Annotated in this window: 13 protein-coding genes; 9 read left to right on the top strand and 4 right to left on the bottom strand. The window is 66.0% G+C overall.

Features of this window, described 5'->3' with window-relative positions:
- Nucleotides 1-20 precede the first annotated feature (20 nt).
- Together IB255_RS13020 and IB255_RS13015 are read right to left on the bottom strand one after the other, a co-directional pair.
- Complete coding sequence (locus IB255_RS13020) at nt 21-971, bottom strand: homoserine kinase (protein ID WP_192210457.1); 951 nt, start codon at nt 969-971, stop codon at nt 21-23.
- A 34-nt stretch (nt 972-1,005) separates the two neighbouring features.
- Nucleotides 1,006-1,293, bottom strand: coding sequence for a DUF2782 domain-containing protein (locus IB255_RS13015; protein WP_045213413.1), 288 nt, complete (start codon nt 1,291-1,293; stop codon nt 1,006-1,008).
- A 74-nt stretch (nt 1,294-1,367) separates the two neighbouring features.
- Between IB255_RS13015 and polA the strand changes: the two genes are divergently transcribed.
- Nucleotides 1,368-4,121 carry a DNA polymerase I gene (polA, locus tag IB255_RS13010; protein WP_192210456.1) on the top strand — a complete coding sequence of 918 codons (2,754 nt, stop codon included), beginning with the start codon at nt 1,368-1,370 and terminating at the stop codon, nt 4,119-4,121.
- Nucleotides 4,122-4,398: 277 nt separating this feature from the next.
- On the opposite strand, the gene yihA is transcribed toward polA, so the two are convergent.
- Complete coding sequence (yihA, locus tag IB255_RS13005; protein WP_138519891.1) at nt 4,399-5,061, bottom strand: ribosome biogenesis GTP-binding protein YihA/YsxC; 663 nt, start codon at nt 5,059-5,061, stop codon at nt 4,399-4,401.
- Between the two features lie 180 nt (nt 5,062-5,241).
- Here yihA and IB255_RS13000 point away from each other — a divergent pair, with 180 nt between their 5' ends.
- From IB255_RS13000 to IB255_RS12965, 8 genes are all read left to right on the top strand, one after another.
- The gene (locus tag IB255_RS13000) at nt 5,242-5,532 is read left to right on the top strand and encodes a c-type cytochrome (RefSeq protein ID WP_017521244.1); all 291 of its coding nucleotides are present in this window, start codon (nt 5,242-5,244) and stop codon (nt 5,530-5,532) included.
- 46 nt (nt 5,533-5,578) lie between these two features.
- Complete coding sequence (locus tag IB255_RS12995; RefSeq protein WP_081518826.1) at nt 5,579-6,184, top strand: c-type cytochrome; 606 nt, start codon at nt 5,579-5,581, stop codon at nt 6,182-6,184.
- A 179-nt stretch (nt 6,185-6,363) separates the two neighbouring features.
- Nucleotides 6,364-7,005, top strand: a complete 642-nt coding sequence (locus IB255_RS12990) for a thiol:disulfide interchange protein DsbA/DsbL (protein WP_081518825.1) — start codon at nt 6,364-6,366, stop codon at nt 7,003-7,005.
- Between the two features lie 12 nt (nt 7,006-7,017).
- The gene (locus tag IB255_RS12985; protein WP_081518824.1) at nt 7,018-7,890 is read left to right on the top strand and encodes an endonuclease/exonuclease/phosphatase family protein; all 873 of its coding nucleotides are present in this window, start codon (nt 7,018-7,020) and stop codon (nt 7,888-7,890) included.
- Nucleotides 7,887-9,917 (top strand): GGDEF domain-containing protein, encoded by a 2,031-nt coding sequence (locus tag IB255_RS12980; RefSeq protein ID WP_192210455.1) that lies wholly within the window; start codon nt 7,887-7,889, stop codon nt 9,915-9,917. The genes IB255_RS12985 and IB255_RS12980 overlap by 4 nt, the downstream gene beginning before the upstream one ends.
- Before the next feature lie 158 nt (nt 9,918-10,075).
- Entirely contained in the window at nt 10,076-10,846 is a 771-nt protein-coding gene (locus IB255_RS12975) for a DeoR/GlpR family DNA-binding transcription regulator (protein ID WP_081518822.1), read from the top strand.
- Nucleotides 10,847-10,861: 15 nt separating this feature from the next.
- Nucleotides 10,862-12,697 carry a glutamine--fructose-6-phosphate transaminase (isomerizing) gene (gene glmS / locus IB255_RS12970; RefSeq protein ID WP_192210454.1) on the top strand — a complete coding sequence of 612 codons (1,836 nt, stop codon included), beginning with the start codon at nt 10,862-10,864 and terminating at the stop codon, nt 12,695-12,697.
- A 532-nt stretch (nt 12,698-13,229) separates the two neighbouring features.
- Entirely contained in the window at nt 13,230-14,534 is a 1,305-nt protein-coding gene (locus tag IB255_RS12965; protein WP_192210453.1) for an MFS family transporter, read from the top strand.
- 15 nt (nt 14,535-14,549) lie between these two features.
- On the opposite strand, the gene IB255_RS12960 is transcribed toward IB255_RS12965, so the two are convergent.
- Nucleotides 14,550-16,022 (bottom strand): MDR family MFS transporter, encoded by a 1,473-nt coding sequence (locus IB255_RS12960; protein WP_263866022.1) that lies wholly within the window; start codon nt 16,020-16,022, stop codon nt 14,550-14,552.
- Nucleotides 16,023-16,266 lie beyond the last annotated feature (244 nt).

The raw sequence follows: 16,266 nt of genomic DNA, 5'->3' as shown, positions 1-16,266 counted from the left end.
TGCGATGCCGAAGCGCGTCCTTACAACGCAAACGGCAAACGAATCCCCACCGTCTGCCGCTGCGCCAGGCGTCGCTCGAATTCACTCGGGTCGTGGATCAGCACGTCCTGCCCGGCGAATGCCTCGGCGGCGATCAGTCGCGACAGCCAGAAGCGCACGCAAGCCACCCGCAGCATCTCCGGCCACAGCTCGGCTTCGAGCGCGGTGAACGGCCGCTTGGCCGCATAGGCCGCCAGCAGGGCGCGGGCGCGCGGGCCGTCGAGGGCGCCGTCGTCCGTCGAGCACCAGTCGTTCACGGTGATCGCCAGGTCGTAAAGCATCCAGCCGGAGCTGGCGTTGTAGAAGTCGATCACCCCCGCCAGGTGCGGGCCGTCGAACAGTACGTTGTCGCGGAACAGGTCGGCGTGCAGGTTGGCGCGCGGCAGCGCCGGCTGTTCGGCGAGCAGGCGGGCGATCTCCTCCAGGGCATCGCCCAGCAGGGTCGCGGCGTCGCCGGACAGGTGCGACTGCATCGTCTCGCCTTCGTGCAGCATCCAGCTCAAACCACGGTCGCTGGGGCGCTCGATGATCCGCTCGCGGGTCGCCAGGTGCAGGCGTGCCAGCAGGTCGCCGACTTCCTGGCAGTGATGGTTGTTCGGCGAGCGTTCGTGACGGCCGGCCAGGCGCGGCTGCAGCAGCGCCGGCTTGCCTTCGAGCTGGCGCAGCGCCTCGCCGTCCTTCGTGCGCAGCGCGTAGGGCACTGGCAGGTCAGCCCCGTGCAGCACGTCGAGCAGTTCGATGAAGAACGGCATTTCCTGCACCGGACCGCGCTCCACCAGGGTCAGGACGAACTCGCCCCGTTCCAGGCTGACGAAGAAGTTGCTGTTCTCCGAGCCTTCCGCGATGCCGCGGAAGTCCCGCATCCGGCCGAGGCCGTAGGGGGCGAGGAAGTCTTCCAGGACCGGACGTTCCAGAGGCGTGAATACCGACATGCTCAATCCTCTGGAGCGTCGTGGAGGGGAGGGTTTACCAGCTGAAGATCTGCCACTGCGGAATCAGCTTGTCGGGCTGGTCCGAGCGGATGAAGTTGCCGTCGCTGCCGTCCTGGCGCACCAGGAAGTACGGCTTGCCGTGCTTGGGCACGACCTTGATGGCGTAGAGGAATCCGTTCACGCGGTATTCCTGGATGGTCTTGTCGCCCTCCTGGCGGATGGTCACATCCGGTTCCGGCGTCGGGGCATCGTCCGCCGCCAACACGGTGGTCGCGCCAAGACCCAGCAGAGCGGCGAGCAACAGGCGGTTCAACGTACGCATGATAACCTTGTCCCTTTGTCGAATTGGCTACGGACATTTTAGCCCGAGCCCTTCTGAAAAGGTTGATTCCCCTCATGAGCCAAGCACCCCTCGTCCTCGTGGACGGCTCGTCCTACCTGTATCGCGCTTTCCATGCCCTGCCGCCGCTGATGACCTCCAGCGGCATGCCCACGGGAGCGGTGAAGGGCGTGCTGAACATGCTCAAGAGCCTGCGCAAGCAGTACCCGGACAGCCCCTTCGCGGTGGTCTTCGATGCCAAGGGCGGGACCTTCCGCGACGAGATGTTTGCCGAGTACAAGGCCAATCGCCCCTCGATGCCGGACGACCTGCGCGTGCAGGTGGAGCCGCTGCACGCCACCGTGCGCGCCCTCGGCCTGCCCCTGCTCTGCGTGGAAGGCGTGGAAGCGGACGACGTGATCGGCACCCTGGCCCGGCAGAGCGCGGCCGGAGGCCGGGCGGTGGTGATCTCCACCGGCGACAAGGACATGGCGCAGCTGGTCGACGGGCACATTACGCTGGTCAACACGATGACCGGTAGCGTGCTCGATGTGGATGGCGTTAAGGAGAAATTCGGTGTCGGTCCTGAGCTGATCATCGATTACCTGGCACTGATGGGCGACAAGGTCGACAACATTCCCGGCGTGCCCGGTGTCGGCGAGAAGACCGCCCTCGGCCTGCTCACCGGCGTCGGTGGCGGCCTCGATGTGCTCTACGCCAGCCTGAATAAGGTACCCGAACTGCCGATCCGCGGCGCCAAGGGCCTGCCGGCCAAGCTCGAAGAGCACAAGGACATGGCTTACCTGTCCTACCAGCTCGCCACCATCAAGTGCGATGTTGAACTGAACGTCGAGATCGAAGCCCTGCACCCCGGCGAACCGGACCGCGAGGCCCTGACCGAGCTGTATCGCACCCTGGAATTCAAGACCGGGCTGGATGATCTGCAACGCCAGGCGGCCAAGGCCGGCAGCCCGCAGCTGGCGCTGGAAGAGGCCCCGGCAGCTGCCGCGGCCGAGAAGCTCTACGAGATCGTTCTGGAGCAACCCCAGTTCGACGCCTGGCTGAAGAAGCTGGAAGCCGCCGAGCTGATCGCCTTCGACACCGAGACCACCAGCCTCGACCCGCAGCAGGCGCAGGTGGTGGGTGTTTCCTTCGCAGTCAAAGAAGGCGAAGCCGCCTATGTGCCGCTGGCCCACAGCTACATGGGTGTGCCGGCGCAGCTGGACCGCGACGCGGTGCTCAAGGCCCTCAAGCCGCTGCTGGAGGACCCGAAGAAGCGCAAGGTCGGCCAGCACGCCAAGTACGACATGAACGTCCTGGCCAACGCCTCGACGCCCATCGCCGTGCAGGGTATCGCCTACGACACCATGCTCGAATCCTACGTGCTGGACTCCACCGCGACCCGCCACGACATGGACAGCCTGGCGCTCAAGTACCTCGGCCACAGCACCATCCGCTTCGAGGACATCGCTGGCAAGGGCGCCAAGCAGCTGACCTTCGACCAGATCGCCCTGGAGCAGGCCGGCCCCTATGCGGCCGAAGACGCCGACGTGACCCTGCGCCTGCACCAGACCCTGTGGCAGAAGCTGGAGGCCATTCCGTCCCTGGCCAAGGTGCTCACCGAAATCGAGATGCCGCTGGTGCCGGTGCTGGCGCGCATCGAGCGCAACGGCGCGCTGGTCGATGCCAACCTGCTGGGCAAGCAGAGCGTCGAACTGGGCGAGAAGATGGTCGAGCTGCAGCGCCAGGCCTTTGAGCTGGCGGGTGAAGAGTTCAACCTCGGCTCGCCCAAGCAGCTGGGCGCCATCCTTTATGAAAAGCTCGGCCTGCCGGTGCTGTCCAAGACCGCCACCGGCCAGCCGTCCACTGCCGAGGCCGTCCTCGCCGAGCTGGCCGAGCAGGATTACGAGCTGCCCAAGGTGATCATGCAGTACCGCTCCCTGAGCAAGCTCAAGAGCACCTACACCGACAAGCTGCCGGAGCAGATCAACCCGCGCACCGGGCGCATCCACACCAGCTACCACCAGGCGGTGGCGGCGACCGGCCGGCTGTCCTCCAGCGACCCGAACCTGCAGAACATCCCGATCCGTACCGCCGAAGGCCGGCGCATCCGCCAGGCCTTCGTCGCGCCCAAGGGCTACCAGCTGCTGGCGGCGGACTACTCGCAGATCGAACTGCGCATCATGGCGCACCTGGCCAAGGACGAAGGCCTGCTGGACGCCTTCCGCCATGACCGCGACGTGCACCGCGCCACTGCCGCCGAAGTCTTCGGCGTGCCGCTGGAAGAGGTCACCTCCGACCAGCGCCGCAGCGCCAAGGCGATCAACTTCGGCCTGATCTACGGCATGAGCGCCTTCGGCCTGGCCAAGCAGATCGGCGTCGAGCGCAAGGAGGCCCAGGCCTACATCGACCGCTATTTCGCCCGCTACCCGGGCGTGCTGGCCTACATGGAACGCACCCGCGCCCAGGCCGCCGAGCAGGGCTTCGTCGAAACCCTGTTTGGCCGTCGCCTGTACCTCCCGGAAATCGCCTCGAAGAACGGCGCCATGCGCAAGGCCGCCGAGCGCACCGCGATCAACGCACCGATGCAGGGAACGGCCGCGGACATCATGAAGCGCGCCATGGTGGCTGTGGATAACTGGCTGCAGGAAAGCGGCATCGATGCCCGCGTCATCCTCCAGGTACACGACGAACTGGTCCTGGAAGTGCGCGAGGACCTGGTGGATCAGGTCCGCGATGGCATTCGGCCACTGATGAGCGGTGCGGCGGAACTGGATGTACCGCTGGTCGTCGAAGCCGGTGTCGGGGCGAACTGGGACGAGGCGCACTGACGACTGGACGAACGGTCGCAAGGCCCGCCAGCCGGGCCTTCTGGCACGATTGTTCAGGCCCTTCGGGGGCGGCCTGAAAAAATCTTTTGTGACCCGCTGAACTTTCCCGCGCGGAGCCGAGTCAGAACTCGTGAATGGCTGGTGAAGCCCTTCGATGCTCCTTTGCAGTGTTTAGTGTTGGCAGATTACTGGACCCCGCCCTAGCGGTCCGGACTTAAACCCCGAACTTCCCCCTCCCCATACGAAGCTCGGGGTTTTTTTTGCCTGCGATTTGGCCTCAGGCCTCCTCGCCGGCCTCCTCTTCTTCCTCGTCCAGCAGCCCCAGCCAACCGGCCAGGACCAGCTGCGCCTCCTCCACGCCCTGGCGCTTGGGTGCCGAGAACAGCTGCAGGGTGGCGACATCGCCCCAGCCGTCGAGGATTTCCTTGCGGGTCTTGAGCAGCGCGTTCTTCGCCGCGCCGTAGGCCAGCTTGTCGGCCTTGGTCAGCAGCACGTGGATCGGCAGCTGGCTGGCCTGCGCCCAGTCGAGCATCAGGCGGTCGAAATCGGTCAGCGGGTGGCGGATATCCATCATCAGCACCACGCCGGCTAGCGCATTGCGGCTGGAGAGATAAGCTTCCAGGTGCTGCTGCCAGTGCAGCTTCAGCGGGATCGGCACCTTGGCGTAGCCGTAGCCGGGCAGGTCGACCAGGCGGCGTTCGTCATCCAGGCGGAAGAAGTTCAGCAACTGGGTGCGGCCGGGGGTCTTGGAGGTCCGCGCCAGGTTCGCGTGGGTCAGCGCGTTCAGCGCACTGGACTTGCCCGCGTTGGAGCGGCCGGCGAAGGCGACTTCCAGGCCGGAGTCTTCCGGGCACTGGTTCACCTTGGCGGCGGAAATGAGGAAAGTGGCCTGTTGGCAGAGGCCGAGAATCGGGTTTTTCGTAGCGTTATTCGAGGGCATGGGTAACTTCGCGGCGGGTGCGACGCGGTGTCGCGGGGGGCGGTTTCGTTTCCGTTTGGGCATCTGAAGTATATAATGCCGCGGATTTTGTGTGCGCTTTATCCCCCAGGGTCGAGCCACACGGGAACGTTGGAGTCCGCGCAATCAAGAACGCGGATGTTCCCTGCGATGAGGATAATCATGAAGAAACTGCTGTTCGCAGCCATCGTTGCCGCGCTGGCATCCAGCGCCCTGGCGGCCCAGGATCCGGAAGCCGTTTTCAACAGAGCCTGTGGCGCCTGCCACAATGGTCAGTTGCCAATGGCGCCGAAAAAGGGCGACGCCGCCGCTTGGAAGCCACGCCTGGACAAGGGCATGGACACGCTGGTGCAACATGTGACCAACGGTTTCAACGCGATGCCGCCTCGCGGCCTGTGCACCGACTGCAGCGCCGAGGATTACCAGACAATTATCCAGTGGATGTCGAAGTAACTCCCAGGCCTTACTCTTTCACCCTTAGCCGTTATTGGATTAGCTGATGAACAAATTGATCGTGAGTCTGCTGTTGACCCTGGGTCTTGTCGGTGTGGCGAACGCCGCTGGCGATGCCAAGGCCGGTCAGGCGAAAGCTGCTGTCTGTGGTGCCTGCCACGGCGCCGATGGCAACAGCATGGCGCCCAACTTCCCGAAACTGGCCGGGCAGGGTGAGCGTTACCTGCTCAAGCAGATGCACGACATCAAGGACGGCAAGCGGACCGTGCTGGAAATGACCGGCCTGCTGACCAACCTCAGCGATGAGGACCTGGCAGACATCGCCGCCTACTTCTCCAGCCAGAACCCCAGCGTCGGCGCCGCCGATCCCAAGCTGGTCGCCCAGGGTGAAGCCCTGTTCCGCGGCGGCAAGCTCGCCGAAGGCATGCCGGCCTGCACCGGTTGCCACAACCCGGCTGGTCAGGGCAACGCAGAAGCCGGCTTCCCGCACCTGGGTGGCCAGCACGCGGCCTACACCGCCAAACAGCTGACCGCCTTCCGCGAAGGCGAGCGCACCAACGACGGCGACGCCATGATCATGCGCAGCATCGCCGCCAAGCTGTCCAACAAGGACATCGCCGCGATCTCCAGCTACATCGAAGGCCTGCACTAAGCAGCCCTTGTGGCGGAAACGCCAGATCGAAAATCTGCTTCGAAAAAAAGGGTGGCTCAGGCCGCCCTTTTTTGCATCCGCCCCCACTACAATGCTGGAACCGTGTCTGGCCCCTCCGGTCAAACCGCTTCATCCCGCCGCGTGCAGCGTGGCGGTTCCGCTCAGCCAAGGAGTGAACCATGCGTAACCTGATTTTCACCGCCGCTCTTGCCTTCGCCGGCCTGTTCGCCGTCAACGCGAACGCCGCCGACTTCGAAGCGGGCAAGAACTACACCGAGCTGAACCAGGCCGTCCCGGTCTCCCAGCCCGGCAAGATCGAGGTGGTGGAGCTGTTCTGGTACGGCTGCCCGCATTGCTACGCGTTCGAACCGACCATCAACCCGTGGGTCGAGAAGCTGCCGGCCGACGTTCACTTCGTGCGCATTCCGGCCATGTTCGGCGGCCTGTGGAACATCCACGGCCAGCTGTTCCTGACCCTGGAGTCCATGGGCGTGGAGAAGAAGGTGCACCACTCGATCTTCGAGAAGCTGCACAACAACCCGAAAGCCCTGACCACCCCGGAAGAAATGGCTGACTTCGTCGCCGAACAGGGCGTGGACAAGGACAAGTTCCTGAGCACCTACAACTCCTTCGCCATCAAGGGCCAGATCGAAAAGGCCAAGAAACTGGCGATGGCCTACCAGATCAGCGGCGTGCCGACCCTGGTGGTCAATGGCAAGTACCGCTTCGACATCGGCTCGGCCGGTGGCCCGGACGAGGCGCTGCAGCTGGCTGACCAGCTGATCGCCAAGGAACGCGCCGACGCCAAGGCCGCTCAGTAAGGTCCGACGACGATGCTGCGCCGGCGGACTCGTGATCGTGTCGCGGGGGCCTGCGTCCCGCGGGTGAATGCCGCCCATGGGACACCCGCCGGCCTGCCCGACGACGGCCGGCTCCGCCTGCTCAGCTTCAACATCCAGGTAGGGATCAGTACCGAAAGGTACCGCCACTACCTGACCCGCGGCTGGCAGCACCTGCTGCCGGCCGCCGGGCGCGCCAGCAACCTGCAGCGCATCGGCGAACTGCTCCACGACTACGATGTGGTCGCCCTGCAGGAAGCCGACGGCGGCAGCATCCGCTCCGGCAACATCAACCAGGTCGAACACCTGGCCCAGCTCGGCGCCTTCCCCTACTGGTACCAGCAGCTCAACCGCAATCTCGGGCGCATCGCCCAGCACAGCAACGGCCTGCTCAGCCGCCTGCAGCCCACCGCCCTGGAAGATCACCCGTTGCCCGGCCCGCCCGGACGCGGCGCGATCCTCATGCGCTTCGGCGAAGGCCGTGACGCGCTGGCCGTGGTGATGATGCACCTGGCCCTCGGCGCGCGGACCCGCACCCGCCAGCTCGCCTACATCCGTGAGCTGCTGCAGGATTACCGCCACCATGTGCTGATGGGCGACATGAACACCCATGCCACCGACCTGCTGGAAAGCTCGCCGCTGCGCGACCTCCAGCTCATCGCCCCGCAGGTCGAGGCCACATTCCCCAGCTGGCGCCCACAGCGCTGCCTGGACCACATCCTGCTCAGTTCCGAGCTGGCGCTGGAACGCGTCAGTGTCCTCCCGCACCCGATTTCCGACCACCTGCCCGTGGCCGTGGAAATCCGCCTGCCGGATGCCCTGCGTTCGTCCTCGTCGCTCGCCTTGCGCGGCGAGGCCCCTGAATGAGTCGCGACGACGACCAACGCTGGAAACAGAAGTACCTGGACAACCTCGAGCAGCAGGAAAAGCTCGAGCGCCGCTGGGATGCCCGTCTCGACCTGCTGCGTCGCGGACTGGTGCGCAGCAGCCTGGCCGCTGAAGGCAGCGACAAGGCGGTGGATGCGTGCATGAAGGAGCTGCGCGAGGTATTGCGCCGCGACGAGATGGACGCCGGCCTGTCGCGCCTGATCCCGCAGCTGGAAAAGGCCGTGCTCGACTCCGAGCAGCGCCGCCAGCAGCGCGTCGAGCAGAACATCGCCGCGCTGGGCCAGCTGTCGCAGCAACTGCTGTCCCTGGACATGCCGGGTGACGTACGCAAGCCACTCAAGCGCCTGGCCAAGGACATTCCCAGCCGTGGCAGCTCCTCCCGTGAACTACCGGCCCTGCTGGCCGAACTGAGCCGCCTGCAGCGCCAGGTGCTGGATCATTTCGGCAATGGTGGCGGCGAGCAGCGCCCCGGCTTCCTGCAACGGCTGTTCGGCAGCCGGGACAACGACGACGCAGACTTGCCGGAATCGCTGCCCACTGCGCCCGCCGCAACGGCAGAGGCAGCGCCCTTCGACGAAGTAGTGGTGGATGAACCTGTGCCCGCCGTCGGGCAACCTGCTGCACCTGCACCTGCACCTGCACCTGCACCTGCACCTGCACCTGCACCTGCACCTGCCGCGTCGGTGGTCGCTGAGGCGGTTGCCGAGCCCGTCATGGAGCGGGCCGGCGCCCTTGCCACGGCCCCTGCGCCAGAGCCCGTCGCCGCACTGTCCCCGGCCGCGCCGGGCGAAGCTGTCGCCATGGCGGAAGTGCTGGTCCCGGCGCGCGTGGCGGAGTCTGTCGCCCGCGACGATTCCAAGCTGCTCGACAGCCTGCCGGTGCCGCCCGGCCTGTTCGGCACGCCGGAAGACGCGCGCCAGGCCAACGATCCCTACGCCCTGCCGCCGCGCCCGGAGCCCGGTTACAGCGCTGTGGCGCCACACATCGAGGCGAGCCTGCTGCGCCTGCTGGACGAGATGCACCTGCCGGCCGCCCAGCAGATCCAGGCCGAGGAGCTGCGCTCGCGCATCCATGGCAGCCTCAACTGGTACGAACTGGTGCCGGTGCTGGACGACCTGGGCGTCCTGGTGTTGTCACTCAACGACAGCGGCCAGCGCGAGTTCGAAGGCTACCTGCACCAGCTCAACGAGCGCTTGGGCACCTTCCTCGACGGCCTGCAGGCGGTCCAGGAGAATCACAGCGGCTCCAGCTCCAGCGCCCGCGACCTTGACGATACCCTGCGTGAACAGGTCAGCGGCCTGAAGGAAAGCGTGCTCGAAGCCACCGACCTTGAGGGCCTCAAGCGCAATGTCGAGTCGCGCCTGCAGGGCCTGGTCGGCACCATGGACCGCTTCCGCGAGGAGCGCGAAGTCCGTGAGCGCGAGGTGGGCGAGCGCATCCAGTCGCTGGTGACCCGCGTCACCAGCATGGAAGAGGAGGCCCGCACCTTCCAGGCGAACATCGAGGACCAGCGCCAGAAGGCCATGACCGATGCCCTGACCGGCCTGCCCAACCGCGCCGCGCTGAGCGAGCGGCTGGAGCTGGAGGTCTCGCGCTGGGAGCGCTACGGCGGCGACCTGCTGCTGGCGGTGCTCGACGTCGACCACTTCAAGCGCATCAACGACGACTTCGGCCACCTCGCCGGTGACAAGGTGCTGAAGATCATCGCCAACGAACTGGCCAAGCGCGTGCGCAAGACCGATTTCATCGCCCGCTACGGCGGCGAGGAGTTCGTCGTGCTGCTGCCCGCCACGCCGCTGGACGGCGGACAGCAACTGCTCGACGTGCTGCGCGGCGCCATCGAAGCCTGCCCGTTCCACTTCAAGGGCGAACGCCTGAGCATCACCTGCTCGGCGGGCCTGACGGCGTTCCGCGAAGGCGAGCGCGCCGAAGCCGTGTTCGAGCGCGCCGACCAGGCGCTGTACCGTGCCAAGCGCGGTGGGCGCAATCGTCTGGAAGTCGACTGAGCGCGATTCTTTCCCTGTAGGAGCGGGCCATGCCCGCGATCGCGCGCATGTCGCGCTCCTACAGAAAGAGATTTCAATCACACCGGAAATTCTTGACGAACGAAAGAACATAGGTTTTGATTCGCACACTTATCTTTCGAATCGAAACTTGATCGTTCATGTCGAAACGCAACACACCTCAACGCCGCCACGACATCCTGGCGCTGCTCGCCGAACAGGGCGAAGTCAGCGTGGACGATCTCGCGCGCCGCTTCGCCACCTCCGAGGTGACCATCCGCAAGGACCTGGCTGCCCTGGAAGGCAACGGCCTGCTGCTGCGTCGCTACGGTGGCGCGGTGCCGATGCCCCATGAGCTGATCGCCGAGCCGAGCCAGCCGCTGTCGCGCTACAAGCAGGCCATCGGCCGCGCCGCGGCTGCCTGCATCCGCGAGCACGCGCGGATCATCATCGACAGCGGCAGCACCACCGCCGCGCTGATCCCGGAGCTGGGCCGCAAGCCCGGCCTGGTGGTGATGACCAATTCCCTGAGCGTGGCCAATGCCCTGCGCGAGCTGGAGCGCGAACCGGTGCTGCTGATGACCGGCGGCACCTGGGACCCGCACTCGGAGTCGTTCCAGGGCCAGGTGGCCGAACAGGTGCTGCGCTCCTACGATTTCGATCAGCTGTTCATCGGCGCCACCGGGCTCGACCTGGAGCGGGGCACGACGACCTTCAACGAACTGCTGGGCCTGAGCCGGGTCATGGCCGAGGTCGCCCGCGAGGTGATCGTCATGGCCGAGGCCGACAAGCTGGGCCGGCGCATTCCCAACCTGGAGCTGCCGTGGAGCAGCGTCCAGACCCTGATTACCGACGAACGCCTGAGCGATGAAGCGTTCGAACTGATCCAGGCGCGCGGCGTGAAAGTGATCCGCGCGCGCTGCGAAGACTGACAGGAGAGCCAAGCCATGTGTGGAATCGTAGGCGCCATCGCCGAGCGCAATATCACCCCGATCCTCGTCGAAGGCCTCAAGCGCCTGGAATACCGTGGCTACGACAGCGCCGGTGTGGCGGTGATCGACAATAGCGGTGCGCTGGATCGCCGCCGCCGCGCCGGCAAGGTTTCCAGTCTCGAACAGGCCATTACCGAGCAGCCGCTGCTCGGTCGCCTGGGCATCGCCCACACCCGCTGGGCCACCCACGGCGCGCCCACCGAGGCCAACGCTCACCCGCACTTTTCCCATGGCGAGGTGGCGGTGGTGCACAACGGCATCATCGAGAACTTCGAGCCCCTGCGTGAAATGCTCAAGGCGCGCGGCTACGAGTTCACCTCACAGACCGACACCGAGGTCATCGCCCACCTGCTGCACCTGCGCCTGGGTGAGCTGGGCGACCTGAGCGTCGCGCTCAAGGCGGTGGTCAAGGAACTGCACGGTGCCTATGGCCTGGCGGTGATCAGCAGCAAGCAACCCGACCGCATCCTCGCCGCACGCAGCGGCAGCCCGCTGGTGGTGGGCCTGGGGCATGGCGAGAACTTCCTCGCTTCCGACCAGCTGGCGCTGCGCCAGGTCACTGACCGCTTCATCTACCTGGAAGAAGGCGACATCGCCGAAATCCGTCGCGACGGCCTGCAGCTGTGGGACGTGAAGGGCAACCTGGTGCAGCGCGAGGAAGTGCGCTACCACGAGGGCGCCGAGGCGGCCGACAAGGGCGGCTACCGCCACTTCATGCTCAAGGAGATTCACGAGCAGCCCGCCGTGGTACAGCGCACCCTGGAAGGCCGCCTGGGTGCCCAGCAGGTGCTGGTGGACAACTTCGGCCCGCAGGCCCGCGAACTGCTGGCCAAGGTGCGCACCGTGCAGATCGTCGCCTGCGGCACCAGCTACCACGCCGGCATGGTCGCCCGATACTGGCTGGAGAGCCTGACCGGCATTCCCTGCCAGGTCGAAGTCGCCAGCGAGTTCCGCTACCGCAAGGTCGCGGTGCACCCGGACTCCCTGTTCGTCACCATCTCCCAGTCCGGCGAAACCGCCGACACCCTGGCCGCGCTGCGCTATGCCAAGGAACTGGGCTTCCTGTCCAGCCTGGCGATCTGCAACGTCGCCACCAGTTCGCTGGTGCGCGAGTCTGACATGACCCTGCTGACCAACGCCGGCCCGGAAATCGGCGTGGCCTCCACCAAGGCCTTCACCACCCAACTGGTCGCCCTGCTGCTGCTGACCCTGGGCATCGGCCAGGTGCAGAAGCGCCTGGGCGACGGCGTCGAGGCCGAGCTGGTGAACGAGCTGCGCCGCCTGCCGACCCACCTGGAAGAAGCCCTGTCCATGGACAAGGTGGTGGAGAAGGTCAGCGAGCTGTTCGCCGAGAAGCACCACACCCTGTTCCTCGGCCGTGGCGCCCAGTACCCGGTAGCGATGGAAGGCGCGCTGAAGCTCAAGGAAATCTCCTACATCCACGCCGAGGCCTACCCGGCCGGCGAGCTCAAGCACGGCCCGCTGGCGCTGGTCGACGCCGACATGCCGGTGGTCACCGTAGCGCCGAACAACGAGCTGCTGGAGAAGCTCAAGTCCAACCTGCAGGAAGTCCGCGCCCGTGGCGGCGAGCTGGTGGTCTTCGCCGAAGGCGGCAGCGGCATCAGCGATGGCGAAGGCACCCACGTGGTGGGCATGCCGGCGATCCACGACTGCCTGGCGCCGATCCTCTACACCGTGCCGCTGCAGCTGCTGTCCTACTACGTCGCCGTGCTCAAGGGCACCGACGTCGACCAGCCGCGCAACCTGGCCAAATCGGTCACCGTGGAATAAGCCGTGACGGTGGAATAAGCCGATAAGCGTTCAGACGTTTGACGAGAAAGGTCCCTTCGGGGGCCTTTTTTCGTTTCAGGGCGTGGAAATTCAGGGGGAAAGGCGAGGGGGCGGATCAACATTCCCCCGGTGCCTGCACGTCCGGGGGTGTGGACGGGGCACCGAGGCCAGGCGGCAGAGGCCGCTACACGAGGGGAATGGAAATCGACCTTGTCTTGTGGACAAGGTCGGGCTCCGGCCCTGCGAGGGGTACCTGACAAGTCTCCCGCAGGGCGGGGAGCGCGCCAACGATAGAAGCTGGCTAGTGGCCGGTCAATCGGAAACGACAAACGCGCGTTCGCAAGTGTCCGATATTCGAACCAAAAGGGCCGGTCGGGACCGCGGATTTCGTTAGCCGGCTATCGGAGGTGTCTATACTGTTTCTGATTGTGTCCGGGAAAACTCCGCTCCTGGAGCGACGCTCGGGCACGGACGGCAGAAGGATTTCCGTCCATCAAGACGGGACGCTGTTCCAACTGACAAGAGAATCCCCATGAACACACCTGCCGTACCGCAATACTCCGCCCACGAGCGTCGCTCGCGCATCCTCGCCATCGTCGGCGCCTCGTCGGGCAACCTGGTGGAGTGGTTCGACTTCTACGTCTACGCCTTCACCGCTCTGTACTTCGCCCACGCCTTCTTCCCCTCGGACGATCCGACGGTGCAGCTGCTCAACACCGCCGGGGTATTCGCCGCGGGCTTCCTGATGCGTCCGATCGGCGGCTGGCTGTTCGGCCGCATCGCCGACAAGAAGGGCCGCAAGACCGCGATGATGATCTCGGTGCTGATGATGTGCGGCGGCTCGCTGGCGATTGCGGTGATGCCGACCTACGCCACCATCGGCGTCGCGGCGCCGGCGCTGCTGCTGCTGGCGCGGCTGTTCCAGGGCCTTTCCGTGGGAGGCGAGTACGGCACCAGCGCGACCTACATGAGCGAAGTGGCGCTCAAGGGCCAGCGCGGCTTCTTCGCTTCCTTCCAGTACGTGACCCTGATCGGCGGCCAGCTGCTGGCCGTGCTGGTGGTGGTGGTCCTGCAGCAACTGCTGACCACCGACGAGCTGAAGGAATGGGGCTGGCGGATTCCCTTCGTGGTCGGCGCGATCACTGCGGTGATCGCCTTCTACCTGCGTCGTTCGCTGCACGAGACGGCCAAGGAGTCGAACCTCAACCGCAAGGAGTCGGGCACCCTCTCCGAACTGTTCACCCACCACAAGCGCGCCTTCTTCACCGTGCTCGGCTTCACCGCCGGCGGCTCGCTGATCTTCTACACCTTCACCACCTACATGCAGAAATACCTGGTGAACACCGCCGGCATGGACCCGAAGGTGGCCAGCGGCGTGATGACCTTCGCGCTGTTCTGCTACATGTGCATGCAGCCGCTGTTCGGCGCACTGTCCGACCGTATCGGCCGCAAGACCTCGATGCTCTGGTTCGGCGCTCTCGGGCTGATCTTCACCTGGCCGATCCTTTCCGCGCTGAAGGCGGTGAGCAGCCCGTACCTGGCCTTCGTGCTGATCATCGCGGCCATGGCCATCGTCAGCCTGTACACCTCGATCAGCGGCCTGATCAAGGCGGAGATGTTCCCGCCGCAGATTCGCGCCCTGGGCGTGGGCCTGTCCTACGCGGTGGGCAACGCGATCTTCGGCGGCTCGGCCGAATACGCCGCGCTGGGCCTGAAGACCATGGGCATGGAAGAGGTGTTCTACCTCTACGTTTCGGTCATGTGCGGCGTAGCGCTGGTGGTTTGCCTGCTGCTGCCGGACCTGCGCAAGGTCAGCTACCTCAACGACGAGGACTGACCTGCGCCGGCGGCGCTAGTCGTTGCCCCGGCCGCGCAGGGCGTGGTCGGGCAGCGACACGGCGATCAGCAGGGCCAGGGCGCCGAAGCCTGCGTTGATCAGGAACAGGTGCCCGAATACCCCATCCAGCGTGAGCCGCTGCGCCTCGTGGCCGGCTCCGCTGAGGCTGGCCAGCAGTGCGCTGGTCGACAGACCATGACCCGCCTCGCCCGCCAGCGGCTGCAGCATCGCCAGCAGCAGCGCGGACATCAGCGCGATCCCCACCGCTCCGCCCAGTGAGCGGAACAGCGTGATGTTGCTGGTCGCCACGCCCAGGTGTTTCGTCTCCACCGCGCTCTGCGCCGCTACCAGGCTGGTGGGGAACTGCGTGCCGGCGGCAATGCCGGTGAGCAGCATGCAGACGCCCGAGATGAAGTACGCGCTCGGCGGCGTCAGCGCCAGGCCGGCAATTGCCAGCGGCATCAGCAGCGCGCCACCGACGATCTGCGGCTTGTAGCGGCCGATGATCGCGGTGAGACGGCCGCAGCAGTACGCGCCGATCGGCACGCCCATGGCCAGCGGCAGCAGGTGCAGTGCGGCGCTGTCCGCGCCCGCGCCGGTCACCGACTGGAAGCGCAGCGGCACCAGCACCGACAGCGAGATGACCTGGAAGCTGGCGAAGAAGCTGATCAGCCAGCTCAGGGTGGCTGCGCGAATACCGAACAGGTGCATCGGCACCAGGGGTTCCGGCGCGCGGCGCTCCTGCAGCACGAACAGGGCGATCAGCACCACGGCGGCGACGAACAGCGCGAGCATCTGTGGGTCGTTCCAGCGCGCGCCCTGGCCGACCTCGGTGATCGCCAGCAGCAGGCTGCCCAGGCCTGCGATCATCAGCATCGTGCCGAGGTAGTCGATCACCGGCTTGCGTCCCGGCACCGGCAGGCCGCGCAGGGTCCGGCGCGACACCGCGAGGGCGACCAGGCCCACCGGCAGGTTGATCAGGAACACCCAGCGCCACGACAGGTACTCGGTGAGCAGCCCGCCCAGCACCGGGCCGGCGATGCTCGCCACTGCGTACATGCTGCTGAAGTAGCCCTGGTAGCGGCCGCGTTCGCGCGGCGGGACGATGTCACCGATGATCGCCTGGCTCACCGACATCATGCCGCCGGCGCCGATGCCCTGCAGGACGCGGGCAAGCACCAGCTGCTCCATGCTCTGGGCGGCGCCGCAGAGCAGCGAGGCGACGGTGAACAGGCCGATGGCGAAGAGCATCAGCACGCGGCGGCCGTAGAGGTCGCCGAGCTTGCCGTAGATCGGCATGGAGATGGTCATCGCCACCATGTAGCCGGAGATGACCCAGGCCAGCAGGTCGAAATCGCCGAAGCCTGCGGAGATCGCCGGGAGGGAAACGGCGACGATGGTCTGGTCGAGCGCACCGAGGAAGATCGCCAGCATCAGCCCCACCAGCACGGTGCGGACCGCCGGGCGAGGCGCGGAGAAGGTAGTCAAGACAGCCCCCTTGGACGGCAGAGGCCCTCCGGTCGGAAGGCGCGCGGAGGGGGCCACAGTGTAGTGCAATGGAGTGACGATCTGTCACATCGGCATCATCGTTACCGGGCAGGAAAGGCTCTATCTCAGGCTTGGCAACGATAGGTGGCGAAGCGGCTGCTACGCTTGCGTAGCGAACTATTGTTTCGTGCAGGGTCTTTCGTGCACGGGGCCTGTGAATTCTTTTGGAACGCCTCCCGCTGGG

Origin of the sequence: Pseudomonas sp. PDM22, from assembly GCF_014851965.1 — a bacterium.
Classification (GTDB): Bacteria; Pseudomonadota; Gammaproteobacteria; order Pseudomonadales; family Pseudomonadaceae; genus Pseudomonas.
The sequence above is the reverse complement of the archived record's forward strand: the minus strand, read 5'-3'. Positions and strand labels throughout refer to the sequence as shown.

Bases quoted from the DNA above. Each gene is read 5' to 3' on its own strand.
- polA (WP_192210456.1), top strand. From the start codon at position 1,368: ATGAGCCAAGCACCCCTCGTCCTCGTGGACGGCTCGTCCTACCTGTAT.
- IB255_RS13015 (WP_045213413.1), bottom strand. From the start codon at position 1,293: ATGCGTACGTTGAACCGCCTGTTGCTCGCCGCTCTGCTGGGTCTTGGC.
- IB255_RS13020 (WP_192210457.1), bottom strand. From the start codon at position 971: ATGTCGGTATTCACGCCTCTGGAACGTCCGGTCCTGGAAGACTTCCTC.
- IB255_RS13000 (WP_017521244.1), top strand. From the start codon at position 5,242: ATGAAGAAACTGCTGTTCGCAGCCATCGTTGCCGCGCTGGCATCCAGC.
- yihA (WP_138519891.1), bottom strand. From the start codon at position 5,061: ATGCCCTCGAATAACGCTACGAAAAACCCGATTCTCGGCCTCTGCCAA.
- IB255_RS12975 (WP_081518822.1), top strand. From the start codon at position 10,076: ATGTCGAAACGCAACACACCTCAACGCCGCCACGACATCCTGGCGCTG.
- IB255_RS12985 (WP_081518824.1), top strand. From the start codon at position 7,018: ATGCTGCGCCGGCGGACTCGTGATCGTGTCGCGGGGGCCTGCGTCCCG.
- IB255_RS12980 (WP_192210455.1), top strand. From the start codon at position 7,887: ATGAGTCGCGACGACGACCAACGCTGGAAACAGAAGTACCTGGACAAC.
- IB255_RS12995 (WP_081518826.1), top strand. From the start codon at position 5,579: ATGAACAAATTGATCGTGAGTCTGCTGTTGACCCTGGGTCTTGTCGGT.
- IB255_RS12965 (WP_192210453.1), top strand. From the start codon at position 13,230: ATGAACACACCTGCCGTACCGCAATACTCCGCCCACGAGCGTCGCTCG.
- glmS (WP_192210454.1), top strand. From the start codon at position 10,862: ATGTGTGGAATCGTAGGCGCCATCGCCGAGCGCAATATCACCCCGATC.
- IB255_RS12990 (WP_081518825.1), top strand. From the start codon at position 6,364: ATGCGTAACCTGATTTTCACCGCCGCTCTTGCCTTCGCCGGCCTGTTC.